Origin of the sequence: Amycolatopsis sp. 505 (assembly GCF_031625235.1) — a bacterium.
In the GTDB taxonomy this organism is placed as follows: Bacteria; Actinomycetota; Actinomycetes; order Mycobacteriales; family Pseudonocardiaceae; genus Amycolatopsis.
The window spans coordinates 1-24,199 of the sequence record NZ_JACKQP010000007.1 but is presented as its reverse complement, the minus strand read 5'-3'; the positions used below and the strand labels follow the sequence as shown (position 1 = coordinate 24,199).

Genomic DNA, 24,199 nt, shown 5'->3' with positions numbered 1-24,199 from the left:
CACGAGCGCGTTGTGTAATCTCCGAACGGAAATGGCGACCACCACCGACCCCGCACAGACGCCCTCGACCGGACTGGCCGAGCGGCTCCGCGTGCCCTCGCGATTCCCCTACCGCACGATCGCGATGGGCACCGTCGGCAGCACCCTGCTGATGATCGCCGCCCTCGGCGCCGGCGGCATCCTGATCAAGGACCCGGTGCTCGGCCACGGCCCGCTGTCGTGGGTCCGCTACGGCCACGGCCGGATGCTCGCCAACGCCGTCCTCTACACCGGCTTCGGCATGGTCGTGTGGGCGTGGGTCCGGCTCGGCCGCTACGTGCTGGCCGGCCGCATCGGCAGCCGGCCGATCCTGGTGGCCGCGGGGTGCTGGATGGCGCCGCTGCTGGTGTCGCCGCCGCTGTTCACCCGCGACGTCTTCTCCTACCTCGGCCAGGGCGCCCAGCTGCTCTACGGGCTCGACCCGTACGCCAACGGCCCGGCCGAGCTCGACGTGCTGCCGAACGTGGTGCAGAACGTCCACCCGCTGTGGCAGACCACCCCGGCCCCGTACGGGCCGCTGTTCCTGCTGATCTCCAAGGGCGTGGTCGCCACCACCGGCGACAACATGATCCTCGGCGTCATCCTCATGCGCGTCGTGCTGCTGGCCGGCCTGGCCGGGACGCTGTGGGCGCTCCCGCGGCTGGTCAAGCACCTCGGCGGCAAGCTCCCGGTCGCGCTGTGGCTCGCGGTGGCCAGCCCGATGATGGTGATCCACCTCTTCGGCGGCCCGCACAACGACCTGATGATGCTCGCCTTCCTCACCATCGGCGTCCTCGCCGCCCTGGAACGCAAGCACGTGCTCGCCGTCGTCCTGGTCACGATCGGCATGCTGATCAAGCCCACCGCGGCGATCGCGCTGCCGTTCATCGTCTGGATGTGGGCCAACCACCTCACGGGCGAGTCGAAGGTCCGCAACTTCCTGCGCGCCGGCGCGGCCTCGGTGGGCCTCTTCCTGCCGGTGTTCGTCGCGGGCACGTGGATCTCGCTGGGCTCGCTCAACCTGGGCTGGTGGTCGGGGTTGAAGGCCCCCCAGCTCATCGCGAACTGGCTCAACATCCCGACGGGCATCGGCGAGGTGTTCTACAACCTGGTTCACCTGATCGTCGACGTCCAGGTCTCGCCGTTCGTGACGGTCGCCCGCGCGGCCGGCATGCTCCTGCTGATCGCCTTCGGCATCCGCCAGTGGTGGCTCGCCCGCGGCGGCGGCACGGAGGCGGTGTACCGGGCCGGGATCTCGCTCCTGGCGGTGGCGATCCTCATGCCGCCGACGCTGCCGTGGTACCTGACCTGGGGTTTCGTGCTCCTGTCGGCGTTCAAGTGGCAGCCGCGGCACCTGGCGCTGGTGGTGGCGGTCTCGGTGTTCGTGACCCTGGTGTACTACCCGACGGGCGAGCAGGCCCTGTACGACTGGTGGTTCATCGTCGGAGTCGTCCTGGCCAGCCTGTATGCGGCGGCGTCCCTGCTGCGGCCGGACCCGCTGGGCATCATCGACGCCTGGCGCCGCCCGGAGAAGTTCCTCCGCGACTGAACCGGGTGGCCCGGACCGGATCCGGTCCGGGCCACCCGGCTTATTCCACCACCTTGAACACGCATTCGTTGCCGGTGTCGCAGATGTTGATGTCCAGCTCCTTCGCCCGCTCGCGCACCACCGCGGGCACCTTGGTCATGTCCTGCTCCGGCACCTCCAGGATGTGCTTGCCGCCGATCGGGCGGCCGACGATCGGTTTCGGGTCGCTCGTGGTGGCGTTCCGGCGTTCCTTGGCCTGGTTCGCCGGGGTGTCGCTGACGATGTCGCCGATCCGGTACTTGCTCGCGGTGGCGCCGAGATAACCGTTCACCGTGGTCGGCTTGACGTTCTGGATGTCGGTGTACTTCCGCTCGACGATCTTGTCGCCCGGGTCGTAGGAGTCGATGTACTTCCGGCGTTCGGTCCGGACCTCGCTGTAGTCGTAGGATTCGCTGCGCAGCCAGTTGAACAGGTTCCCCGCCTGGATCCGCCGCCACACCACGGGCCCGCCCTGGAAATCCGCAGGAACCGGGCGCAGGTCCACCCAGTCGTCCAGGTATTTCTCGAACTGTTCCGGGGTGACGGCGGCGGGGGGCCGGGTACCCGGTAGATAGGGTGAATTCCCGGGTTTGAGCCGGCTCGCCTCGTAGTCACCCGCCATCTGTTCCACCTCGGCCTCACTCGGCGGGGGCAGCGGGGTCGTCACCACCGGGAACCGGTAGCGGGTCGTCCCGTCCTCGACCACCACCATCTCGGGTTCCGCACCCGTGATCGCGTCCCCGACCGCCTGCGCGATCTTGAACACAGCCTTGTACTTGCCCACCACGGGCATCGTCAGCAGGGCCGCGCCGGGGTCGCCCTCGGCCAGGTAGATCCCCGCGTTCACCGTGTCGGCGACCTCACCGAGCACCGGGAGCACACCCACGTAGTCCAGCTGGTCGTGGACGTCGTCGGGCGCGGGTTCCTCGTGGGTGCTCGTCGCGTAGTGGGTGGTGGCCGGTTCCTTGCCGTAGAGCGGGAATTTGTTCTCCGGGTTCGCGGCGAGCACGTCCTCGACGTGGTCGACGTCGTAGTCGTCGGGCGCGCCGTAGTCGCCGGGGCCGCCGGTGAGCCGGTGGACAAGGGCACCCGCGTCGCCGCCGAAGCGTTCCACGGTCGACGGGGCCCGCGTGGTGTCGGCGGTGTCTTCGGGGTCGTCGCGATCGGACAGGATGGCGGTGGGGCTGCTCAGCGGCGGTTCGTCCGCGTCGTCCTTGCCGTCCTCGTCCTCCGAGAGAATGCCGGCGAGCGAATCGATGTGGTCGCGAACACGGCCGTCGTCGCGCTTCGAATCCCGGTCGCCGGAGTCGTCCTCGTCGTGCTCCTCGTCCTTGCCGCCCGTGTCGCCGAGCACGACCTCGCGGGCACCGCTCTCGTCGGCGTCGTCGAAGCTCGCGGACTTCGCTTTGCCGCCGTCGTCCTGTTTCGGGTTCGCCTCCGGCTGGATCGTGCCGATCATCCCCGGGGGCGCGGGCGCACCGGCCGTGCCGTCGCTGTCGCCGGGGATGGCGATCCGCGGCCCGGCGTGCGCGGCGCCCGCCCCGACGAGCCCGAAGGCGACGGTGATGAACCCGCCCGCCGCGACGTGGCCCAGCAACCGGCACAGGTCGACCTTGGTATCTCGCATCGTGCGCCCCTCGGTGGTCCGGAATGTGATGTCCGGCGACGCTAGATGGAGCCGGTACAGACGCGGTACGCCCGCGATACACCGGTCAGCCGGATTTCAGGCCGAGGACGCCCAGCCGCTCCACGTGTGGACCTCCGTGACCACCACCGCGTGCTCCGGAGGCCGCTCCGCGTACTGCGCGTACTTCGCCACCAGCCACGACACCGGCTCGGCACCCGGCGACAGCACCCGTGCGAGCCCGTCCGCCCGCACCCACCACAGCCGCGACCAGTCCTCGTCGTAGCCGTCCGCCAGGAAACACACCGCCGGGTTCGCCTCGATGTTGCGCAGCCGCCGCAGCGCCACCGACGACTTCGGCTTGTGGTCCACCGCGAACACCACCACGTCACCCCGCACCGCGAACGTCACCGGCACCAGGTGCGGGACGCCCGAAGCCGACGCCGTCGCCAGCCGCGCCACCCGGGCCGCCGCGAAGCGCTCGCGGGCCTCCGACGGCGAGAGCTTCACGTCAGCGCCGGGGCGTCGAACGTCAACGTCCCCGAGTCCGCGTCCAGCGTCACCGGCACCCCCAGCGGCAACGTCGGCGACGAGGCCACGTGCCCGAACCCGAACTCCTCCACGGTCGGCACCCCCAACGGCCCCAGCCGCTCCACCAGCAACGCACGCACCTCCGACGCCGGCCCGCACGCCGCCCACGAACCCAGCACGATCCCGCGCACCCCGGCGAACCAGCCACTGCGCAGCAGCTGCGTCAGCATCCGGTCCAGCCGGTACACGCTCTCCGTCACGTCCTCCAGCAACACGATCGCGTCCCGCGCCGTGCCGTGCTCCGGGGTGCCGATCCCCGCCGCCAGCAGGGACAGGTTGCCGCCCGTCAGCACGCCCGAGGCGCGGCCCGGCACCAGCGCCGACCCGCCGCGGACCACGCGGTTCAGCTCCGGCTCGAACAGCGACCGCCGCAGGTGCTCGACCGCGAAGTCGTCGAACAGCACGCTCGCCGGCATCGGCGAGAACAAAGTGGACAGTCCGAGGTGGACGTCCACCGCCCGGTGCAGCGCTGTGATGTCCGACGACCCGGCCAGTACCTTCGGGCCCGCCGCCCGCAACGCCGGCCAGTCCACCAGGTCCAGCATCCGCTGGACGCCGTAGCCGCCCCGGGCCGCCAGCACGCACCGCACCCCGGGATCCAGCCACGCCTCGGTGAACTCCGCCGCCCGCTCCGCGTCCGAACCGGACAGGTACGGCGGCGAGCCCGGCGACGACCGCACGCACGGCCCGACCCGCACCTCGACGCCCCAGCCGCGCAGCACCGGCAGCGCCTTCTCCAGCAGATCCGCCGGCACCGGCCCGGCCGGGGCCACCAGGGCGAGGGTGTCCCCGGCCCGCAAGCGCGGCGGCCTCACCGGGACAGCTCCAGCCGCGCCACACCCGGCGTCTCGAACCCGAACACCTGACCGTAGAACGACAATTCCGCCTCCAGCGCCGCCACGATCGTCGCCGCCTGCCGGAAACCGTGCTGCTCACCGGCGAACCGCTGGTAGGCGTACGGGATGCCACGCCCGGCCAGCTCGGCCACGAACCGGTCGGCCTGCTCCGGCGGGCAGATCCGGTCCTCCAGCCCCTGCTGGAACAGCACCGCCCCGGCCAGGCTCCCGACGTTCGCCAGCGGCGAGCGGTCGACGTACCGCTGCCGCGCCTCGGGGAACGGACCGACCAGCCCGTCGAGGTACCGCGACTCGAAGTCGTGCGTGTCACCGGTCCACCCGGCCAGGTCCAGGACCGGGTACATCACCGTGCCCGCCCGGTAGGTCTTCGTCGTCGTCAGCGACGCCGCGGCGGTGAACCCGCCCGCGCTGCCGCCCCGGATCCCGAGCCGGTCGCCGTCGGCCAGCCCGGCCGCCACCAGTGCCTCGGCCACCGCCACGCAGTCGGCGACGTCCACCGCCCCCCACTGCTCCCGCAGCCGCTCCCGGTAGGCCCGGCCGAACCCCGTCGACCCGCCGTAGTTCACGGCCGCCACGCCGATGCCGCGGCTGGTGAAGTACGCGATTTCCAGGTTCAGCTCGGCGAAATGCTGCCCGGTCGGGCCGCCGTGGACGTCGATCAGCAGCGGCGGCCGCTCGCCGTCGGGGGCGGCGAACTCCGGGTTGCGCGGCGGGTACAGCACCACCGGCACGGCCTCGCCGTCCGGCGTGCTGAAGACCCGCTCCTGCGGCACCGGCAGGAACGCCGAGGGCAGCTCCGGCTGCGGCGTCAGGTCCGTCACCGCGCCTTCGGGGGAGACCCGCACGACCGCGGCTTCTCGCGCCGGGCCGCCCGCCACGCCCACGACGTCGTCGCCGGCCACCGCGAAGCTCGTCGAAGACCAGGCGGTCAGTTCTTCGGCCAGCGGCGTCACCGAGCCGTCCGCCTCGTCGAGCACCGCCAGCCGGCCCGACGCGAGCACCGCGTGCCGGCCCCCGCCCAGCGGGGCGAACCAGCGCGACCCCACCTTCCACAGCGGCCCGCCCAGCTCCCGCTCGACCGGCGCCAGGTTGACCACCGACCCGTCCAGGCCGACCCGGTGCAGGTTCCACCAGCCGCCCGGGTCCAGCAGCGCCAGCAGCGTCGCCGGCGTCTCCCACTCGACCTGGCACACCGCGACGTCCACGCCACCGGCCAGCACCCGGTGCGGCCCGAACGAGCCGTCCTCGCCGACGGGCGCCACGCACAGCTCGGTGCCGTCCCACGGCATCAGCGGGTGGTCCCAGCCGAACCAGGCCGCGTGCCGGCCATCCGGCGACAGCTTCGGCACGGTCAGGAACCGGTGGCTCGCGGCCAGGACCCGCTCGCCACCGCCGTCCACCGCGATGGCCACCAGGTCACGCTCGATGTCGGTGGGACGCGGCCCGGTGCTGCGCTCGCGGACCGCCCACACCTCGCCCGGCCGCCCGGCCCGCAGATCGCCGTAGCGGACGCTCTGCGGCTCGGCCGGCGACGGCGTGAGCGCCACCACGCCGATTTCGCTCTGCGCGTACACGCGCTGATCGGCCCAGTGCGTGAACACCACGAACCCGTCGGCCACCGCCCACGGCCGGCCGCCGTATTCGTGCAGCCGGTTGCGGACGTTCCACGGGGCCGGCAGGACGTCCTCGGTCCCGCCCGGCACCGCCCGGACCAGCGCGACCCGGCCTTGTTCGCCGGGTCTCGCCTCAGCCCACCACACCTCGCCGCCAACGACGTCGAGCCACTGCGGGCCGCCACCGGCGGCGGCCACTTCGGCGGCGGTGATGGGCGAAGACCAGGTTCCGCACGGGGAGATCCGAGACACCCCCCGAGGCTAGCGGCCCGCGAACGGTGGGGCGGCGGATGCCGATCATGCGCCGGTGGCCTAGGGTCGTCAGTGCTATGTCTCGCGTAATCCACGTCTTCCGCCAGCCGGATCGGTTCGTCGCCGGCACCGTCGGCGAGCCCGGCGATCGCACGTTCTACCTCCAGGCGTCGGAGGACGTGCGCACGATCAGCGTCACCATCGAAAAGCAGCAGGTCGTCGTCCTCGCGGAGCGCCTGAGCTCGCTGCTGGAGGAGGTCGCCAGCCGGTTCGGTGCCGACGTCCCCGACGACGCCCCCGAGGACCTGGTCGACCTCGACCCCCTCACCGTGCCGGTCGAGGAGGAGTTCCGGGTCGGCACCATGGGCCTGGGCTGGGACGCCGACAGCAGCGCCGTCGTCATCGAACTGCTCGCCATCACCGAGGGCGAGGTCGACGAAACCGTCGTGCTCGACGACACCGAGGAGGGCCCGGACGCCGTCCGCGTCTTCCTCAGCCCGGCCGCCGCCCGCGCCTTCGCCGAGCGGGCCGACCGCGTCGTCAACGCCGGCCGCAAGCCGTGCCCGCTGTGCGCCGAGCCGCTCGACCCGGCCGGGCACATCTGCCCCCGGCAGAACGGCTACCGGCGCGAGACCGACGCGGGCGAAGACTGACCATGACGCCCGCCCCGGCCGACCCCGCCTCCCGCGAACTCGTCACCCACGGCCGCATCGACGTCGAAGGCCGGCTGGTCGACGCCTCCAACGTCACGCTTTTCTGCGCCATCGAGCTCGACGGCGTCACCGGCCGGGTCGTCTACAAGCCGGTGTCGGGGGAGCGGCCGCTGTGGGACTTCCCCGACGGCACCCTCGCCGGGCGCGAGGTCGCCACCGCGATCATCGCCGACACGACCGGCATCGGCGCGATCCCGCCGACGGTGCTGCGCGACGGGCCGTTCGGTCCCGGCATGGTCCAGCTGTGGGTGGAAACCACCGAGGACGACCTGGTGGAAGTCCTGCCGCCCGACGACGTCCCCGACGGCTGGCGCCCGGTGCTCAACGCCCACGACCGGTTCGGCGAACCCGCGGTGCTGGCCCACGCGAACCACCCCGGGCTGCGCGACCTGGCCGTGCTCGACATCGTCGCCAACAACACCGACCGCAAGGGCGGGCACCTCCTGCCCGGCGTCGACGGCCGCGTCTACGGCGTCGACCACGGCATCTGCCTGCACACCGACCCCAAGCTGCGGACCGTCCTGTGGGGCTGGATCGGCGAGCCGCTGCCGCCGGACACCGTCGAAAAGCTGCGCAAGCTGCGGTCGGAGCTCGACGGCGGTCTCGGCACGACCCTCGCCGAGCACATCACCAAGTTCGAGATCCGCGCGCTGGCCACGCGCACCGACGTCCTGCTCGCCGAGGGCATCTTCCCCGAACCGGGTGACGACTGGCGAGCCATCCCGTGGCCGCTGTTCTAGTCGACGAGGCCGCCCGCGCGCGGCTGGTCGACCGCTTCGGCGCGGAACTGGCCGAGCCGTGGTGCGACGGTTTCCCGGACCTGGTGGCCCGTCTGACCGCGAAGTGGCAGCTGACGGTCTTCGAGGCCCGGCCCGGCAACACCGGCCGCACGCTGCTGTGCACCGGGCCCGATGGTGGCCTGCGGGTCCTCAAACTGACCCCGGATCCCGAAGTCGCCCGGCTGGAGTTCGCCGGGCTGAGCGCCTGGGCCGGGTGTTCCCGGGTCGTCCAGGTGCTCGACGCCGACCTCGACGCCAACGCCATCCTCCTCGAAGGCCTGGTGCCGGGCACCGAGCTGACTGGGCGCGCCGTCCCGTGGGCCGAACTCGGCGAGCTGCTCGACCAGCTGCATTCGGCCGAACCACCGGGCGAGGTCCGGCGGCTCGCCGACGGCATCGAGTTCATCTTCGGCCTCTCCGAACGCCGCCGCCGCGACTCCCCGGCCGCCGCGCGGATGAGCGCCGACGTGCTGGCCAAGGGCCGTGCGCGTGCGCTGGAGCTGGCCACCAGCGGGCCGGTCACCCTCATCCACGGCGACCTGCACCCGGCCAACGTCCTCGACGCCGGACCCGGCCGCGGCGCCGTGGCCATCGACCCGCGCCCCGCCCTCGGCGACCCGGCCCTCGACGCGATCGACTTCGTCTATGTCCCGATGGCGGCCGGCGGCACGATCGACGACGGCATCGCCGCCCTCGCCCCGCACGTGCGGGACTTCGACGCCGAGCGCGTCCGCGCCTGGTGCGTCGCGATGGCCCCGCTGATCGCGCTCGCGCCCCTGCGCCGCGGCGAACGGACGCCGTTCACCGACGCGGTGCTGGAACTGGCCCGCTGACCGGCGTGGCATGCCCCGGCTGAGCGTCCGCGGCCACTAGGTTGCCTGGTCGTGCGCTCCCAACGCTATGACGACGTGCTCGCCGGCCCGCGCCGCAAGAAGGTGCCGGAGGTCCCCGCCGAACCCGGCCTGGTCGTCGAGGACCCGGCCAGCGGCTACTGCGGCGCGGTGGTGAAGATCGAGTACGGCAACGTCGTGCTCGAGGACGCCAAAGGCCGTCACCGCGTCTTCCCCCTCGCGCCCGCCGGGTTCCTCCTGGAAGGCAAGCCGGTCACGCTGGTGCCGTACCGGGTGCCCGCGAAGGCCCCGGCCCGGCAGGTCTCGGCCTCCGGTTCGGTCCGCGTCGAGGGACTGAAGGCCCGGGTCGCCCGCGACTCGCGGATCTGGGTCGAGGGCAAGCACGACGCCGAGCTCGTCGAACGCGTCTGGGGCCACGACCTGCGTGTCGAGGGTGTCGTCGTCGAGCCGCTCGACGGCGTGGACGTACTCGCCGACCGGATCGCCGAGTTCGGCACCGGCCCCGGCCGCCGCCTCGGCGTCCTGGTCGACCACCTCGTGCCCGGCAGCAAGGAATCCCGGCTCGTCGAAGCCGTCCGCGACGAGAACGTGCTGGTCACCGGTCACCCCTACATCGACGTCTGGGAGGCCGTGCGGCCCGAGGCGGTGGGGATCAAGGCCTGGCCGAAGATCCCGCGCGGGACCGAGTGGAAGCAGGGGATCTGCGACGCGCTCGGCTGGGGGCAACCTTTCGAAGGCTGGCAGCGTGTCCTGAGCGGAGTGAGCAGTTTCCGCGACCTCGAGACCCCGCTCATCGGGGCCGTGGAACGGCTCATCGACTTCGTCACCGAACCGGGGGAAGAGGGCTGAATGTCCGAATTGTCCAAGGTTACGCGAAGGTCACGTCCCGTCACCGCGCCGGTGCGAACCGGCGCGATCTGAGAGCATGAAGCCATGACTTGGGCACTGGTCTGGTTGATCGTCGGGATCGCCCTGGTGATCGCCGAGGTCGTCTCCGGCGACTTCGTGCTGATCATGCTGGGCGTCGCCGCGCTGTTCGGCGCCGGTGCCGAGGTCCTCACCGGGAACCTGGTCATCGACGTCGCCGTGTTCGCCGTCGCCTCCGTCGGCATGCTCCTGCTCGTCCGGCCCGCGCTCAAGCGGCGTTTCCTCTCCGGGCCGACCCACCACACCGGCATCGACGCGCTGATCGGCGCCCGAGCCGTCGTCGTGTCCACAGTGGACGCCGAAGCCGGGCAGGTGAAGCTGGGCGGCGACGTCTGGTCGGCCCGCAGCCTCGGCGAGCACCTCCCGCCCATCGCGCCCGGAACCCAGGTCACGGTGGTCGAGATCTCGGGTGCCACCGCCGTCGTGTCGGCCGAGCCGTGAGCCTCGGACTCGTCGTCGTCGGCGAAGGCCACGCCGCGGTGCTCGAACGCGGCGGGCAGTTCCGCGCCGTACTCGGCCCCGGCCGCCACGTCGTGCTCCCGTTCGCCGACCGGGTCCGCGCCCGGTTCGACCTGGGTGACCAGATTCTTTCGGCCCCGCCCCGCCCGGTCGAAGCCGGCGACGGACGGGAGGTCCTCATCGGCTTCGAGGTCGTCTTCGCGGTGACCGATCCGCGCCTGGCCACCTACGAAATCGCCGCCCCGGCCCTGGCGATCGAGCAGCTGACCCGCACCGCGCTGCGGCAGGAAGCCGGCCTGACCACCGCCGAGCGCGCCGTCGCCGCACCCGGGGACCTGCACCGTACAGTGTGGACGGTCCTGCACGACACCACCGGCCGCTGGGGCGTCACCACCCGGGAACTGCACCTCGAGGTCAGCCCGCCCGCCGCACCCGAAACGCCGTCAACCGCGCAAGAATGGTACTAGGTAAGGGGAAATTCTCTTGACCGGATTTGTGATCGGCCTGGTCATAGCCTTGGCCTTGCTGGTGATCATCACGATCGCCAAGGCGGTCATGGTGGTGCCGCAGGCACAGTCGGCCGTGATCGAGCGGCTCGGCCGGTTCCGCACGGTCGCCTCGCCCGGCCTCAACATCCTCGTGCCGTTCCTGGACAAGGTGCGCGCCCGGATCGACCTGCGCGAGCAGGTCGTCTCGTTCCCTCCGCAGCCGGTGATCACCGAGGACAACCTGACGGTGTCGATCGACACGGTCGTGTACTTCCAGGTCACCGACTCGCGTGCCGCGGTGTACGAGATCTCCAACTACATCGTCGGTGTCGAGCAGCTGACCACCACCACGCTGCGCAATGTGGTCGGTGGCATGAGCCTCGAGCAGACCCTGACCTCCCGCGACTCGATCAACAGCCAGCTGCGCGGCGTGCTCGACGAGGCCACCGGCCGCTGGGGCATCCGCGTCGCCCGCGTCGAGCTGAAGGCGATCGACCCGCCGCCCTCCATCCAGGACTCGATGGAGAAGCAGATGCGCGCCGACCGTGAGAAGCGCGCCATGATCCTCACCGCCGAAGGTCAGCGCGAATCGGCGATCAAGACCGCGGAAGGCCAGAAGCAGAGCCAGATCCTCGCCGCCGAAGGTGCCCGCCAGGCCACCATCCTCGCCGCCGAGGCCGAGCGGCAGTCCCGCATCCTGCGGGCCCAGGGTGAGCGGGCCGCGCGCTACCTGCAGGCGCAGGGTCAGGCGAAGGCGATCGAGAAGGTGTTCGCCGCGATCAAGGCCGGCCGCCCGACCCCGGAGGTGCTGGCCTACCAGTACCTGCAGACGCTGCCGCAGATGGCGCAGGGCGACGCGAACAAGGTCTGGATGATCCCCAGCGACTACGGCAAGGCCCTCGAAGGCTTCGCCCGCGCGCTCGGTGCCCCGGGCGACGACGGCGTGTTCCGGTACGAGCCGCCGAAGGAGGACGACGTCCCGGACAAGCCCGACCTCGAGGACGACGAGGTCTCCAGCTGGTTCGAGACCAAGAGCGACCCGAAGGTCGCCGAGGCCGTCGCGGCCGCGGAAGCGGTGGCCCGCAAGGAGGTCCCGGCGATCGGGGCGCCCTCCTCGCCGCCCGCGCGGCCGTCGATCCCGCGCCCGGCCCAGCAGCAGGCCGAACCGGAAGCCGACGAAGACCGCGGCACCGAGGCCGTGCCCCCGCCGCAGCAGCCGTCGACGCCGAAGAGCGGCCAGCCGGCCCTGCCGCAGCCGCAGTCCCCGGCCGGCCCGCCGCCGGGCGGCCAGTACCAGGGCCAGCCGCCGCAGGCCCCGCCGCCGGGCCAGTTCGGCGGCCCGCAGCAGCAGAACCCGGGCTCGGGCCCGTTCCCGCAGCAGCCCCCCTTCGGCGGCCCCCGCCGCTGACCCACCACCGTTGAGGGCCTCCCACCACACCCGGTGGGAGGCCCTCAACGCGTGTGTCGTCCGTCCACGTACGCGTGTCGTCCGTCCGGGTACGCGTGTCGTCCGGTCAGGTCCGCTGGTAGACGGTGACGTCGTCGATGTCCGCCTTGGAACGGTCCTTCAGGAAGATCACGCACAGCACCGTGACCGCCGCCGACAGGATGATGTAGCCGGAGATCGCGTACGGCGTCCCGGTCGTGTGCAGCAGCCACGTCGCCAGCAGCGGCGCCGGTCCGCCCGCGAACACCGACGCCAGCTGGTACCCCAGCCCCGCGCCGCCGTAGCGCAGGTGCGTCGGGAAACTCTCGCCGATCAACGCCGCCTGCGGGCCGTACTGCAGCGCGTGCGGGATGAACGACAGGACGACCGCGACGAACACCAGCGCGTGGCTGCCGTGCGCCAGGATCGTGAAGTACGGGAAGGCGATCAGTCCGGTCAGGACCGCCCCGCACAGGTAGACCCGCTTGCGGCCGAAGGTGTCCGACAACGCCGAGAACAGCGGGATCAGCGCCAGCTCGCACGCCGCCCCGACGAGGACCGCGTTGAGCACGAACGTCTTGCTGAAGTCGTGCCGCGACACGACGTAGATCAGCACGTAGCTGGTGAACAGGTAGAACGGCATCTGCTCGCTGAACCGGACGCCGGCCGAGAGCAGGATCTCCCGCCAGTGGTGCCGGATCGCGTCGAGCACCGGCGTGCGCGCGGTCTGCCGGTTCTCGACGAGCTTGGCGAACATCGGCGTCTCGAGGATCTTCAGCCGGATCACCAGCCCGACCGCGACGAGCACCAGGCTGAGCAGGAACGGGATCCGCCAGCCCCAGGAGTCGAAGGCGGCGGGGGACAGCGTCGCCGACAGCAGCGTCATGCCGCCGGTGCCCAGCACCAGCCCGACCGGCACGCCGATCTGCGCGAAACTGCCCAGCAGCCCGCGTTTGCGCTGGTTGCCCCACTCCATCGCGAGCAGCACCGAGCCGCTCCACTCACCGCCGATGGCGATGCCCTGCACCAGCCGCAGCAGCACCAGGATCAGCGGCGCGGCGAAGCCGATCGCCGACGTGCCGGGCAGGATCCCGACGACGCCGGAGGAGATGCCCATCAGCAGCAGCGTGACGATCAGCGTCGCCTTCCGCCCGATCCGGTCGCCCCAGTGCCCGAAGATCGCGGCCCCGACCGGCCGGGCGGCGAACCCGACCGCGTAGGTGGCGAACGACTGCATGGCGCCGGCGTAGGCGCTCGAAGCGGGGAAGAACAAGTGCGGGAAGACCAAGGCCGCCGCGGTGTTGTAGAGGAAGAAGTCGTACCACTCGATGGTCGTGCCGACCGCGCTCGCCAGCGCCGCCCGCCGTACCTGCACTCTGCTGTCCGCCGGCACCTTGTGAGTGACGCCGTTGTCGCCCAGAACCATCTCGCAACACCTCCGGTGACCGATGTCACACAACAGTGTGACGCCCGACGACGATTTCGGCGATCGATGACCGGTTTCTCGTCCAGTCGGTGACCGGGCACCGGAGGTGCCGCGGGACTCAGGTGGCGATGGTGGCCACCGGCTCCACGCCGTAGGTGCGCGCGTAGCCGTTCTCGAGGCCCACCAGCAAGTCCACGACCTCGAACCAGCGGTCCCAGAACGGGGTTTCCCGCAGCGCGTCGATCAGCAGCCGGTAGGTGTCGTGGTCGTCGGCCTCCCAGACCCAGACGTCGGTGACCCGCGCGGAGTAGAACTCCGTGTCGTAGAAGCGGGACCGGACGCCGTGGGTCCGTGCTTCGATCACCGGAACGATCTGGGTCTTGAAGGCGTGGATGCGTTCGTCGACGGGCAAAGCCAACCACTCGGGCGTGGTCTTGACCAGCATGAACGCGGTGACGGTTGGCTCAGCGGGCATCGGCGGCCTCCGGGGCGGCGAGAACGGCGGGCTTGAGGGTCGTGGCGCACCAGTGCGCGAATTCGGTGCCCGACGGCGTCGAGCGGGTGACTCCGGCGTCGAGGCCTTCGTCCTTGGCGCGTTTCATGGCGACCATGGCCTCGACGAACGCGGCATCGAGGCCGTAGCCGAGCATCGTGGCCCGCAACTCCTCGAGTGACTCGCGGTGGTAGCGGACCGGGCGGCCCAGTTCCTCGGTCATGATGCGGGCCAGGTCGTCCGGCGACAGGTCCCGCGGGCCGAGCACCGGGACGCTGCCGACGCCGGTCCACGAGCGGTCCAGCAGCAGCCCGGCCGCCGCCGCGGCGATGTCGGCGACGGCCACCAGCGGGGCCGGGCGGTCCGCGGCGACGGTGTCGGTGAAGACGCCGTGGTCCCGGATCGAGCCGGCCTCCTCCAGGAGGTTCTCGAAGAACGACGGGCAGGCCAGCGCGCGGTAGGCGACGCCGGAGGCGGCGATCAGGTCGTCCACGGCCAGGGTCGCGGTGACCAGCCCGGCCCGGGCGGCCTGCGGGGTGCCGCGGCCGAGCGCCGAGACGCCGACGACGTGACCGACACCGTGTTCGGCGAACGCCCGCGCGGCCGGGCGGGTGAAGCCGCGGTAGCCCTGCTCGGGCGGGACCGAGCCGTCCGGTGGCACCAGCCAGAACACGGCGTCGGCCCCGGCGAAGGCGCGCTCGGCGGTCGCGGCGTCGCCGTGGGAGCCGGTGACCACGTCGACGCGTTGCCGCACGGACTCCGGGAGCCGGGCCGGATCACGGACCACGACCCGGAGCTCCTCGCCGGCTTCGAGCAGCGAAGACAGCAGGCGCCCGCCGATCTGGCCGGTGGGAGCGGTGATGACGATCATGGAACCTCGCGGTTGTGTCGGATCGGATTGACCCCTCGATCGTGCGGATTCCGGCCGCATTGCCACAATGGGAACATCAGCAACCAATCCTTGCCCGAAACGGAACAATGCTGGTGAGCGACCCGCTACCGAACCTCGACGCCAACCTCGCCGTCGCCCTCGATGCCCTGCTGGCCGAGCAGAGCGTCACCCGGGCCGCCGAGCGGCTGCGCACTTCGCCCGCGGCGATGAGCCGCACCCTGGCCCGGCTGCGCCGGGTGCTGCAGGATCCGCTGCTGGTGCGGGCCGGGCAGGCGATGGTGCCCACGCCCCGCGCCGAGGAGCTGCGTGACGAAGCCGCCGCGGTGGTCCGGCGGCTGGCGGCCCTGCTCACCCCGGGCGGCGGGATCGACCCCGCCACGCTGCGGCGCACGTTCACCGTCCAGGCCGCCGACGTCGTCGGCGCGGCGGTGGCGCCCGGCCTGCTCGGCCTGGCCCGCCGCCAGGCGCCGGGCGTCTCCCTGCGGGTGCTGGCCGAGGAGTTCGAGGCGGGCCCCGCCCTGCGCGAGGGCCGGATCGACCTGGAGATCGGGAACATCGGCCACGCCGACCCGGAGGCCCGGGTCGAAGACCTGGTGACGCTGCGGATGGCGGCCGGCGTCCGCGCCGGGCACCCGCTCACCGAAGGCGTCCTGACGCCGGCCCGGCTGGCGGCGGCGGAGCACGTGGCGGTCAGCCGCCGAGGCCGCTTCACCGGGCCGCTGGACGCGGCCCTGGCCGAACACGGGCTCACCCGCCGGGTCGGCGCCGTCCTGCCCGGGCACCTGGCGGCGATGGCCCTGGCCGCTGCCGGCGATGTCGTCTGCCTGGTCCCGGCCGCCGTGCCGGGCGAACCACCCTCACCACTCGGCGACACGGCCCACGCACTGGGCTTGCGCCTGCTGGAGATCCCGCTGCCGCTGCCGCCCTTGAAGATCGGCATGGCCTGGCATCCGCGCCACGCCGCCGACAGCGGCCACCGGTGGCTGCGCGACGCCGTGCGCCGGCTCCTCCAACCCGGCCGGAAGCTTGCCGATTAGGCAACTTTGCAGATTCTGCAAGTTTCGGTACGGTGGGCTCATGGACACCGACCGCGCCGGCCTTCGGGAGCGCAAGAAGCGGGAAACGCGCATCGCGCTGAGCTGGGCGGCGATCCGGCTGACCGTCGAACGCGGCTTCGACAACGTCCGGATCGAAGACATCGCCGCCGAAGCCGGGGTGTCCACCCGGACCTTCAGCAACTACTTCGGCAGCAAAGGCGAAGCCATCGTCGCCCGGCACCACGACCGGGCGCGCGCCATCGCCGCCGCGCTGCGGGCCCGGCCGGCCGGGGAACCGATCTGGGACGCCCTCACCGGCGCCGCGCTCGACGGGTTCGCGCTCGGCGAACCGGTGCCCGACGGAAAACCCGCCGACCGGAGCTGGGTCGAAGGGCTGCGGCTGATGGTCGCCGAACCCGCCCTGCAGGGGGAGTTCCAGAAAGCCGGTGCGGCCGCCGAAGCCGAGTTCGCGCTCGCCGTCGCCGAACGCACCGGCACCGACGTCACCCGGGACGTCTACCCGCGGCTCGTCGCGGGGGTCGTCGGTGCCGCGCTCAACGTCGTCACCCAGCAGTGGCTGGTCGCCGATCCGCGACCGGCCCTGGAAGACGTCCTGCGGGACGTCTTCGGCCGGCTCGCCGCCGGCCTGCCCGAACCCCGCTGAGCCACCTCATCCGAAGACCCGAAGAAGCGCCCGCACGCCGGGCCGCTTCGCCATGCCCACCAAAGGGGAGCGAACCATGGAAGACGTCATCATCGCCGGAGCCGGCCCCAACGGCCTCATGCTGGCCTGCGAACTCGCCCTCGCCGGCGTCCGGCCGCTGGTGCTGGAACGGCTGCCCGAACCGAGCACCGAGAACCGCGCCAACGGCCTCGTCGGCCAGGTCGTCCGCCTCCTCGACCGCCGCGGCCTGCACGAGCGGCTCGCCGGCCCGATCGCGCCGCCCGCGCCGGCGTTCGTCTTCGGCGGGCTGCGCCTCGACCTCACCCTCGCCGAACGCAATTCCTTCACCATCCTCGGCGTGCCACAGCGGCAGGTCGAGGCGATGCTCAACGCACGCGCCGCCGAACTCGGCGTCGAGGTCCGGCGCGGCCACGAGCTCACCGGCCTCACCCAGGGCGCCGACGCGGTCACCCTCGACGTCACCGGTCCCGAAGGGCCGTACCGCATCGGCGCCCGGTATGTCGTCGGCGCGGACGGCGGCCGCAGCGTCACCCGCAAGCTCACCGGCATCGGCTTTCCCGGCATCACCGAAGACCGCACGTTGTCCTTCACCGCGAACGCCACGGTGCCCACGGAGTTCGCCGACGCGGAATCGGGTGGCCTGCGGGTGCCGGGCCACGGCGTCATCCCGCCGTTCTTCCACTACCGCACCGAAACCGGCCTGTTCGTGTACGCGCCGTTCCCGGCCGGCCCGCTGATCAGCACCATGGAATGGACCGACGAACCGGAGTCCGGCGACGAGCCGCCGATCTCCCTCGACGAGCTGCGCGCGAGCGTCCGGCGCGTCCTCGGGTTCGAGCTGCCGCTCGGCGCGCCCGAGGGCGACGGCCCGCACCTGCTGCGGCGGCTGCGCGGGCGCAACACGCGGCTGGCCGAGAAGTTCCGCGAAGGGCGCGTCCTGCTGGTCGGCGACGCCGCGCACGTCCACTCCGCGATCGGCGGCCCCGGCCTCAACCTCGGCCTGCAGGACGCCGTCGGCCTCGGCTGGAAGCTCGCCGCCACCGTGCGCGGCCGGGCGCCGGCGGACCTGCTCGACACCTACGAGAGCGAACGCCGCCCGGTCGCCGAGCGCGTCGTCATGCACACCCAGGCCCAGTCGGCGCTGATCAGCCCGGGCCGCGACGTCACCGCGCTGCGCGCGCTGTTCGGCGAACTCCTGCGGCTGCCGGGCACCGTGCAGCACATCGCCGACCTGATGTCCGGCGCCGACGTCCGGTACGAGCCGGGTACCGACCACCCGCTCGACGGCCGCTGGGCCCCCGATCTCGTCCTCGCCGACGGCACCCGGCTGGCCGAGCTGACCACGACGGCCCGGCCGCTGCTGCTCGACTTCACCGGCTCGCTCGGCGACGAGCTGCGTGGCTGGACCGACCGCGTGGACCTCGTGCCCGGCCACGCGGAGGGCGACGCGACCGCGCTGCTCGTCCGGCCCGACGGGTACGTCGCCTGGGCGAGCAGCGCGGCGGAGCCGGACGACACCGAACGCAAGGCGCTGCGCACGGCCCTGGAACGGTGGTTCGGCCACCCGCTTGACGCGTAGGATATCTCCTACGTATTGTCGCCGGCATGACGATCACCCACGTGCAGTTCCTGACCCTGCCGGTCGCCGACCACGCCCGCGCGCGGGACTTCTACGTCGGCAAGCTCGGCTTCGAAGCCCTCGTCGACCGCCGCACGCCCGAAGGCGGCCGGTTCGTGCTGGTCGCGCCCAAGGGGGCCAAGACCGGCGTGGTGCTGACCGACCAGCAGGTCACCGGGGTCGAGCCGGGTCCGCGGCACTTCCAGCTGCAGACCACCGACGTCGACGCCGATGTCGCCGCATTGCGGGCGGCCGGGGTCGACGTCGCCGACCCGGACGAGCGGCCGTGGGGCCGGGCGGCGTCGTTCCGGGACGTCGACGGGCACACGATCGGTCTCCTGGAACCGTCGGACTTCGGCGCCGTCCCGCGCTGATGCCGGTCAACGACGACGTCTTCGCCGCCCTCGCCAGCCCGGCGCGGCGCGAAGTGCTGCGGCTGCTGCTCGACGGCCCGATGCCCGCCGGTGCCATCGCCGAACGGTTCGAGATGGCCCGGCCCAGCCTGTCGGAGCACCTGCGGGTGCTGCGCGAGGCGGGCCTGGTCACCGAACAACGCCAGGGCCGCAACCGCGTCTACCGCCTCGACGCGGCCCCGCTCGAGGAAGTCGCGGACTGGCTCACCCCGTACGAGCGCTTCTGGCGCACCAAGCTCGCCACCCTGCGCGACCTGCTGGACGAAGAGGAAGACCTGTGACCGACGACGACCCGGCCGCGATCCACGTCGACCAGTTCCTCGCGCACCCGGCCCGCAAGGTGTGGCGCGCACTGACCGAGCCGGCCCTCCTCGAACGCTGGCTCAACATGCCCAACGACATCAAACCCGTGGTGGGGCACCGGTTCGAGCTGCTGGCCGAGCCGGTGCCCGCGGCCGGGTTCGCCGGCGGCCCGGTCGCGTGCGAGGTCCTGGAGGTCGAGCCCGAGCGCAAGCTCAGCATCCGCTGGGGTCCGCAGTGGACGGTGACCTGGCGGCTGGAGCCGGAGGGCACCGGCACCCGGCTGTTCCTCAGCCACGAAGGGTTCGACCCGGACGACGAGTTCCAGCGCGTCTCGCGCCGGATCATGGGTGGCGGCTGGCGCTCCCACGTGCCCCGGGCCCTGGCCCGGCTGCTGGACTCACTGCCCGATCCGGCGCCGTTAGGATCGGAAGGTGACCCCCGCCGCTGAGCCCGCCGAGCCGAAACCCCTGCGCGCCGACGCCCGGCGCAACCGGGCGCGCGTGCTGGAGGCGGCCGAGAGCGTGTTCGCCGCCAAGGGCACCGGGGCGCCCACCGAAGAGGTCGCCCGCGTCGCCGGTGTCGGCATCGGCACGGTCTTCCGGCACTTCCCGACGAAGGAGGCGCTGCTCGAAGCGGTGCTCTTCGCGCGGCTGAGCCGGTTCGTCGACGAGGCCGAGACGGCCGTGGCCGCGGAGTCCGCCGACCCGGGCGGCGCGTTCTTCACGTTCCTGGGCAGCTGGGTCGAGATGTCGAGCGCGAAGAACGCCTACTTCGAAGCACTGACCGCGGCCGGGGTCACGGTGCCGGTGGCGAAGTCCGACATCGGCGCGCGCCTGCTGTCGGCATTGGGCGTGCTGCTCTCGCGGGCGCAAGCGGCGGGCGCGGTCCGGACCGACCTCGTCGTCGGCGAGCTGATCCCGGTGATCATCGGCGTGGCCCGGGCCGCCGAGTACGCCGGCCCGGACGCGCCCCTGCGCGATCGGGCCGTGGACATCCTCTTCGACGGCCTCCGCCGGTCAGCGGGGGACCGGCGCTGAGCCGACCGGCGCCAGCGTCGGGCGCTTCGCGGTGAGTGTGTCCCCGGAGGATTCGCCCTTCACCCGCCGCCGCACCCACGGAAGCGCGTGTTCCCGCGCCCACTGCAGGTTCTGGCTCCGGCGCGCCGCCGGGCTCAGCACCACGCGCGGCGCCGGTTCGGAGTTGACCAGCGGATGTTCCACGCCGAGGACCCGCAGCACCTCGATGGCGACCTCGGTGTGCCCGAGCGCGTTGAGGTGCAGGCGGTCCGGCGCCCAGAACCGGCGGTCGCACAGCTGCCGCATCGACCACAGGTCCACCAGCAGCGCGTCGTGGCGGGCCGCGATGCCGCGCACGAGTTCGTTGTAGATGGCCACCCGCCCGCGGATCGTGCGGAAGAGCGGGTCCTCGACGCCGTCGACCCCGGTGAACAGGACGAGCCGGGCCCCGGTCGCCCGGATCTTCGCGGCGGCGGCTTCGTAGCCGACCATCAGCGCGTCGATGTCGACCTTGGGCCGCATCAGATCGTTGCCCCCGCCGTAGAGGGTGACGAGGTCGGGTGCCATGGCGAGCGCGGGCTCGAGCTGCTCGCCGAGGATCTGCGGCATCAGCTTCCCCCGGATGGCGAGGTTGGCGTACCGGAAGTCCGGTTCCCGCACGGCGAGCTGTTCGGCGACGCGGTCGGCCCAGCCGCGCACGCCGTTCGGGGCGGCGGGATCGTCGTCGCCGACGCCTTCGGTGAACGAGTCCCCCAGAGTCACTAAGCGCTTGCTCATGTGTCCAGTGTAGGCAGAGCGGGACCGGGTGGTGCGTGCCGCCCGCGACGGCACGCACCACGGCCGGCTCAGGCGCAGACGCTGATGTCGGGCAGCGCCGGCGACCACCCTGCGGCCGGCACCCACCTGACCGAAGCGTTGCGCCTGGCCGAGCAGTCCGGTGACCTGGCCGCGCAGGCCCGCACCCACGTCATCCTCGCGCAGGCCCACGGCCAGCAGGACGCGCCCGCCGCCGCGCCGGAGCACTGCGCCGCTTCGCTGCGGCTGATCCGCCGGCTCGGCCACCCGACGCTGGAGCCGGACGTGTTGGACAGCCTCGGTTTCATCGCCGACCACACCGCGAGCACCAGGCCGTAACCGCGTACTTGCCTGCGGCGGCGAGTACTTCGAACGCGGCGCGGGCCACCTGGTCGCGGGCGCTGGCGATGTACCGGCGGCAGCACCGCGAGGAGGCGGCGGCGCGGCTGCTGTAGACCGCTCTGCGCGAAATCCGTGGACCACCCGGTGCCCGGTCGGTACGACGGAGAGGTGACCTCCTACGACGCCATCGCCGACTGGTACGAAACCACGCTCGTCCCCGGCTGGCGGGAGGATCCGCTGGAGTTCGGGCCGGTGCTGCGGGACCTCCTCGGACCGGGCGCGGGAGCGTGCCTCGAGCTGGGCTGCGGCACCGGCGCCCACGCCGGGCGGATCCGGCAGCTGGGCCGCACACCGCTCGGCGTCGACGTCTCCGCGGGGATGCTGCGGCACGCCGGGGCGCGGTTGCCGGTCGTGCGAGGCGATGCCACGGCGCTGCCGATCGCGACCGGTGCGCTGCCCGCCGTCGTGGCGATCATGGTCCACACCGACATGCCCGGCTATCCCGCGGTGCTGCGTGAAGCGGCCCGGGTCCTGGCCCCGGGCGGGGTGTTCGTGCACGTCGGCGTGCACCCGTGCTTCTGTGGCGGGTTCGCCGACCGCACCGACGCGCGCGCGGTCGTCATCCGGCCCGGCTACCGGGAGTCCGGCTGGACCATGGAGTCGTGGAGCGACCAGGGCCTGCGGGACAAGGTCGGCGCCACCCACCGGCCGCTGCCCGCGCTGCTGGGCGCGGTCCTGGAGGCGGGATTGGTGTTCGAGCGGTTCGCCGAAGGCGGCGCGCCGACGCCGACGGTCTTCGCGTGGCGGGCGAGAAAGCCTTACGCCGAAGGAACTAGCCGCTGACCGGGATGTCCGGATCGCTATGCTCCCGCGATGGCAGGCAGGGCACGGCGTGCGGAGACCCGGATCGGTGACGAGGCCCGCGCGGCGGCCACCCGCACGTTGGCTGCGGCGTTGCGGGACGGCCGGCTCGACCTGGCCGAGTACGAACGGCGGCTGTCGGTCGTCGTGGCGGCCCGCGTGCGGGAGGACCTGACCCCGGCGGTCGCCGATCTGCCCGATGGGTCCGGCCGGCGCGGTCCCGCGTTGAGGATCTCCGCGGCGGACCGCGAACAGGCCCTGGTCCAATTGGCCGGCGCCCTGACCGACGGCCGCCTCGAAGCGCGCGCCTACGCCGACGCCGAGCAGCTGCTGAACCGAGCCGTCACCTACACCGACGTCGACGCCGTCGTCGGCAACCTGGACGCCAAGGCCAGCCTCGCCGAACGCGACCAAGCCGTCGCCCGCGTCGAAGCGGCGGTCGCGGCCGGGCTCCTGGACCCGGCCGAGCAGCACGACCGCGTGGCCGCGATCCGGCGCGCCACCACCGACGCCCAGCTGGCCGCCCTGGTGGCCGACCTGCCCGCCGGAGCAGGCCTGGCGCGCTCGCCGCGGGCCTCCCACGCGGACCGGGAAGCCGCTGTGGCGCAGCTGCAGGAAGCCGTCGACGCGGGGGTGCTGGACCTGCGGGAGTTCGACGAGCGGGTGCGCGCGGTCTACGCGGCCCGGCTGCACGACGAGCTGGCGAGGCTGCTCGCGGACCTGCCGCAGCCGCCGCCTCCGCCGGCCGCCGTGCCGCCCGCGCCGCCGGTCGGCGTGCCCCGGCAGAAGCCGCCGTCGGTCCGGGCCGGGGTGACCGCCGCCGTGGTCGCGGCCGTCGGCATGTTCCTGATGGTCGGCGTCGTGATCGTGCTGGGGAAGACGGGACTGACCGCCGCGGCCGTCGTGGTGGCGTCGGGGTGGGCGATCGTGTTCGTCGCGCTCGTGGTGTGGGCCAAGCGCACCACGACGGCGGCCATCGAAGCGGAAAGCGCTTCCCACCTCGACCTCCGGTTCCCGCCGCTCCCGGCCGAACCGACCTGGGTCGACGTCGATCCGGCCGAGTGGCAGCCGAAGGGGAGGAAGGAACCGGCGCGCACGCGGACGCTGGGACGGCACAAGGGCGACCTCCGGTCGATGACCACCCTGGTCCTGCCCGGCGGCACCCCGGTGGCGATCACCGGCGGCCGCGACAACACGGCCAGGGTGTGGGACCTGACCGACGGCTCGTGGCGGCACACGCTCACCGGTCACACCCACGACGTGGTGGGCGTCGCGGCCATGGTCCTGCCGGACGGCGTCCCGGTCGCGGTGACGGTCAGCCCGGACCGGACCGCCCGCGTGTGGGACCTCCGGGACGGGTCGCCACGCCGGGCACCGCTGAAACTGGGCTACCAACCGGAGGGGGTGCGCTGCCTGTCGCTGGCCGACGGCACGCCGGTCGTGGTCGTGCACAGCACGTCCGAGGCGATCCAGCGGTGGGACCTGCGGGATCACAGGATGCTCGGGAAGGTCGGCAGCAGCTCCTTCGACATCCTCATCGACGGGATGGTCCCGGTGGTGCTCCCCGACGGCACGCCGGTCGTGCTGGCCACCGGCTGGGAAGGTCCGATCAAGGCGCTGGACCTGAAGACCGGGAAGACCCGGTTCGAGCTGCGCGGCCACACCCACTCCGTGCGGGCGATCGACACGACGGTGCTGCCCGACGGCACCGCGGTCGCGGTGTCGGTGAGCGGGGACAAGACGATCCGCATCTGGGACCTGCGCCGCCGCGCCCTGCGCCAGGCCATCACCGGCCTGACCGACGCTCCGGAAGCGGTCGTGTGCACGTCGCTCCCGGACGGCACCCCGATCGCGGTCGCCTGCGACTTCGAGCGGAACACGACGGTGCGGGACCTCCGGGACGGTTCCGAGCTGCCGTACCGGCTCGAGCTGTGGGGCGACCAGCTGGGCGCGGTCGCGCTCCCGGACCGGACCTTGCTCCTCGGCCTCGGCGACACCGACTCCGCCGCGACCGTCCACGAGCTGACCTAGACGAGTAATGCGTAACTCGGTCAGTGGTCGTAGGCGGTCAGGGATCGGGTGATGGGTTGGCTGGTGGCGCGGTTGTGCCAGATGGCGGCGGTCAACGCGAGGAGGCGTTGGGCGATGCGGAC

Annotated in this window: 26 protein-coding genes; 18 read left to right on the top strand and 8 right to left on the bottom strand. The window is 72.6% G+C overall.

From position 1 onward, the window contains the following. Nucleotides 1-31 precede the first annotated feature (31 nt). Nucleotides 32-1,567 (top strand): polyprenol phosphomannose-dependent alpha 1,6 mannosyltransferase MptB, encoded by a 1,536-nt coding sequence (gene mptB, locus H5965_RS25170; protein ID WP_310972711.1) that lies wholly within the window; start codon nt 32-34, stop codon nt 1,565-1,567. Between the two features lie 40 nt (nt 1,568-1,607). Here mptB and H5965_RS25165 read toward each other — a convergent pair whose 3' ends face one another. The 4 genes from H5965_RS25165 to H5965_RS25150 form a co-directional block, all read right to left on the bottom strand. After that, on the bottom strand, nt 1,608-3,212 hold the full coding sequence (locus tag H5965_RS25165; RefSeq protein WP_310972710.1) for a hypothetical protein: 1,605 nt from the start codon (nt 3,210-3,212) through the stop codon (nt 1,608-1,610). Nucleotides 3,213-3,308: 96 nt separating this feature from the next. Continuing rightward, a complete protein-coding gene (locus H5965_RS25160) occupies nt 3,309-3,719 on the bottom strand; it encodes a TIGR03668 family PPOX class F420-dependent oxidoreductase (RefSeq protein WP_310972709.1) in 411 nt (136 codons plus the stop codon). Then, nucleotides 3,716-4,615 carry an LD-carboxypeptidase gene (locus H5965_RS25155; protein ID WP_310972708.1) on the bottom strand — a complete coding sequence of 300 codons (900 nt, stop codon included), beginning with the start codon at nt 4,613-4,615 and terminating at the stop codon, nt 3,716-3,718. The genes H5965_RS25160 and H5965_RS25155 overlap by 4 nt, the downstream gene beginning before the upstream one ends. Continuing rightward, a complete protein-coding gene (locus tag H5965_RS25150; RefSeq protein WP_310972707.1) occupies nt 4,612-6,522 on the bottom strand; it encodes a prolyl oligopeptidase family serine peptidase in 1,911 nt (636 codons plus the stop codon). Before H5965_RS25150 ends, H5965_RS25155 begins: the two co-directional genes overlap by 4 nt. A gap of 77 nt (nt 6,523-6,599) precedes the next feature. On the opposite strand from H5965_RS25150, the gene H5965_RS25145 reads away from it, so the two are divergent. The 7 genes from H5965_RS25145 to H5965_RS25115 all read left to right on the top strand — a co-directional run bounded on the left by H5965_RS25145 (nt 6,600) and on the right by H5965_RS25115 (nt 12,147). Next, the gene (locus tag H5965_RS25145; protein WP_091311892.1) at nt 6,600-7,175 is read left to right on the top strand and encodes a DUF3090 domain-containing protein; all 576 of its coding nucleotides are present in this window, start codon (nt 6,600-6,602) and stop codon (nt 7,173-7,175) included. A 2-nt stretch (nt 7,176-7,177) separates the two neighbouring features. Beyond that, nucleotides 7,178-7,975 (top strand): SCO1664 family protein, encoded by a 798-nt coding sequence (locus tag H5965_RS25140; RefSeq protein WP_310972706.1) that lies wholly within the window; start codon nt 7,178-7,180, stop codon nt 7,973-7,975. Continuing rightward, nucleotides 7,960-8,847, top strand: a complete 888-nt coding sequence (locus H5965_RS25135; protein ID WP_310972705.1) for an aminoglycoside phosphotransferase family protein — start codon at nt 7,960-7,962, stop codon at nt 8,845-8,847. Before H5965_RS25140 ends, H5965_RS25135 begins: the two co-directional genes overlap by 16 nt. Before the next feature lie 51 nt (nt 8,848-8,898). Then, entirely contained in the window at nt 8,899-9,714 is an 816-nt protein-coding gene (locus H5965_RS25130) for a DUF3097 domain-containing protein (protein ID WP_310972704.1), read from the top strand. An 84-nt stretch (nt 9,715-9,798) separates the two neighbouring features. Then, nucleotides 9,799-10,233, top strand: a complete 435-nt coding sequence (locus H5965_RS25125; protein ID WP_310972703.1) for an NfeD family protein — start codon at nt 9,799-9,801, stop codon at nt 10,231-10,233. Continuing rightward, nucleotides 10,230-10,718, top strand: a complete 489-nt coding sequence (locus H5965_RS25120) for an SPFH domain-containing protein (protein WP_310972702.1) — start codon at nt 10,230-10,232, stop codon at nt 10,716-10,718. Before H5965_RS25125 ends, H5965_RS25120 begins: the two co-directional genes overlap by 4 nt. 88 nt (nt 10,719-10,806) lie before the next feature. Beyond that, nucleotides 10,807-12,147, top strand: a complete 1,341-nt coding sequence (locus tag H5965_RS25115; protein WP_396136950.1) for an SPFH domain-containing protein — start codon at nt 10,807-10,809, stop codon at nt 12,145-12,147. 106 nt (nt 12,148-12,253) lie between these two features. Here the strand turns inward: H5965_RS25115 and H5965_RS25110 are convergent, their stop codons facing one another. The 3 genes from H5965_RS25110 to H5965_RS25100 form a co-directional block, all read right to left on the bottom strand. Then, the gene (locus tag H5965_RS25110; RefSeq protein ID WP_310972700.1) at nt 12,254-13,591 is read right to left on the bottom strand and encodes an MFS transporter; all 1,338 of its coding nucleotides are present in this window, start codon (nt 13,589-13,591) and stop codon (nt 12,254-12,256) included. A gap of 118 nt (nt 13,592-13,709) precedes the next feature. Then, nucleotides 13,710-14,066, bottom strand: coding sequence for a darcynin family protein (locus H5965_RS25105; RefSeq protein ID WP_310972699.1), 357 nt, complete (start codon nt 14,064-14,066; stop codon nt 13,710-13,712). Then, complete coding sequence (locus H5965_RS25100; protein WP_310972698.1) at nt 14,056-14,955, bottom strand: NAD(P)H-binding protein; 900 nt, start codon at nt 14,953-14,955, stop codon at nt 14,056-14,058. The genes H5965_RS25105 and H5965_RS25100 overlap by 11 nt, the downstream gene beginning before the upstream one ends. A gap of 113 nt (nt 14,956-15,068) precedes the next feature. Here H5965_RS25100 and H5965_RS25095 point away from each other — a divergent pair, with 113 nt between their 5' ends. From H5965_RS25095 to H5965_RS25065, 7 genes are all read left to right on the top strand, one after another. Then, a complete protein-coding gene (locus H5965_RS25095) occupies nt 15,069-16,013 on the top strand; it encodes a LysR family transcriptional regulator (RefSeq protein ID WP_396136945.1) in 945 nt (314 codons plus the stop codon). A gap of 40 nt (nt 16,014-16,053) precedes the next feature. Continuing rightward, a complete protein-coding gene (locus H5965_RS25090; RefSeq protein WP_310972696.1) occupies nt 16,054-16,677 on the top strand; it encodes a TetR family transcriptional regulator in 624 nt (207 codons plus the stop codon). A 76-nt stretch (nt 16,678-16,753) separates the two neighbouring features. Further along, nucleotides 16,754-18,277 carry an FAD-dependent monooxygenase gene (locus H5965_RS25085; protein WP_310972695.1) on the top strand — a complete coding sequence of 508 codons (1,524 nt, stop codon included), beginning with the start codon at nt 16,754-16,756 and terminating at the stop codon, nt 18,275-18,277. A 26-nt stretch (nt 18,278-18,303) separates the two neighbouring features. Then, a complete protein-coding gene (locus H5965_RS25080; RefSeq protein WP_310972694.1) occupies nt 18,304-18,690 on the top strand; it encodes a VOC family protein in 387 nt (128 codons plus the stop codon). Further along, nucleotides 18,690-19,010 carry a metalloregulator ArsR/SmtB family transcription factor gene (locus H5965_RS25075; protein WP_310972693.1) on the top strand — a complete coding sequence of 107 codons (321 nt, stop codon included), beginning with the start codon at nt 18,690-18,692 and terminating at the stop codon, nt 19,008-19,010. The genes H5965_RS25080 and H5965_RS25075 overlap by 1 nt, the downstream gene beginning before the upstream one ends. Further along, nucleotides 19,007-19,480: an SRPBCC domain-containing protein gene (locus H5965_RS25070; RefSeq protein WP_310972692.1), complete on the top strand. Its 474-nt coding sequence runs from the start codon at nt 19,007-19,009 to the stop codon at nt 19,478-19,480. Before H5965_RS25075 ends, H5965_RS25070 begins: the two co-directional genes overlap by 4 nt. Next, entirely contained in the window at nt 19,464-20,069 is a 606-nt protein-coding gene (locus H5965_RS25065) for a TetR/AcrR family transcriptional regulator (protein ID WP_310972691.1), read from the top strand. The genes H5965_RS25070 and H5965_RS25065 overlap by 17 nt, the downstream gene beginning before the upstream one ends. On the opposite strand, the gene H5965_RS25060 is transcribed toward H5965_RS25065, so the two are convergent. Beyond that, nucleotides 20,049-20,825 carry an SGNH/GDSL hydrolase family protein gene (locus H5965_RS25060; protein WP_310972690.1) on the bottom strand — a complete coding sequence of 259 codons (777 nt, stop codon included), beginning with the start codon at nt 20,823-20,825 and terminating at the stop codon, nt 20,049-20,051. The two genes, H5965_RS25065 and H5965_RS25060, sit on opposite strands and share 21 nt — an antisense overlap. An 84-nt stretch (nt 20,826-20,909) precedes the next feature. On the opposite strand from H5965_RS25060, the gene H5965_RS25055 reads away from it, so the two are divergent. The 3 genes from H5965_RS25055 to H5965_RS25045 all read left to right on the top strand — a co-directional run bounded on the left by H5965_RS25055 (nt 20,910) and on the right by H5965_RS25045 (nt 24,077). Next, the gene (locus tag H5965_RS25055) at nt 20,910-21,182 is read left to right on the top strand and encodes a hypothetical protein (protein WP_310972689.1); all 273 of its coding nucleotides are present in this window, start codon (nt 20,910-20,912) and stop codon (nt 21,180-21,182) included. 171 nt (nt 21,183-21,353) lie between these two features. After that, a complete protein-coding gene (locus H5965_RS25050) occupies nt 21,354-22,028 on the top strand; it encodes a class I SAM-dependent methyltransferase (RefSeq protein ID WP_310972688.1) in 675 nt (224 codons plus the stop codon). A gap of 30 nt (nt 22,029-22,058) precedes the next feature. After that, the gene (locus H5965_RS25045) at nt 22,059-24,077 is read left to right on the top strand and encodes a DUF1707 domain-containing protein (protein WP_310972687.1); all 2,019 of its coding nucleotides are present in this window, start codon (nt 22,059-22,061) and stop codon (nt 24,075-24,077) included. The last annotated feature ends 122 nt before the right edge of the window (nt 24,078-24,199 follow it).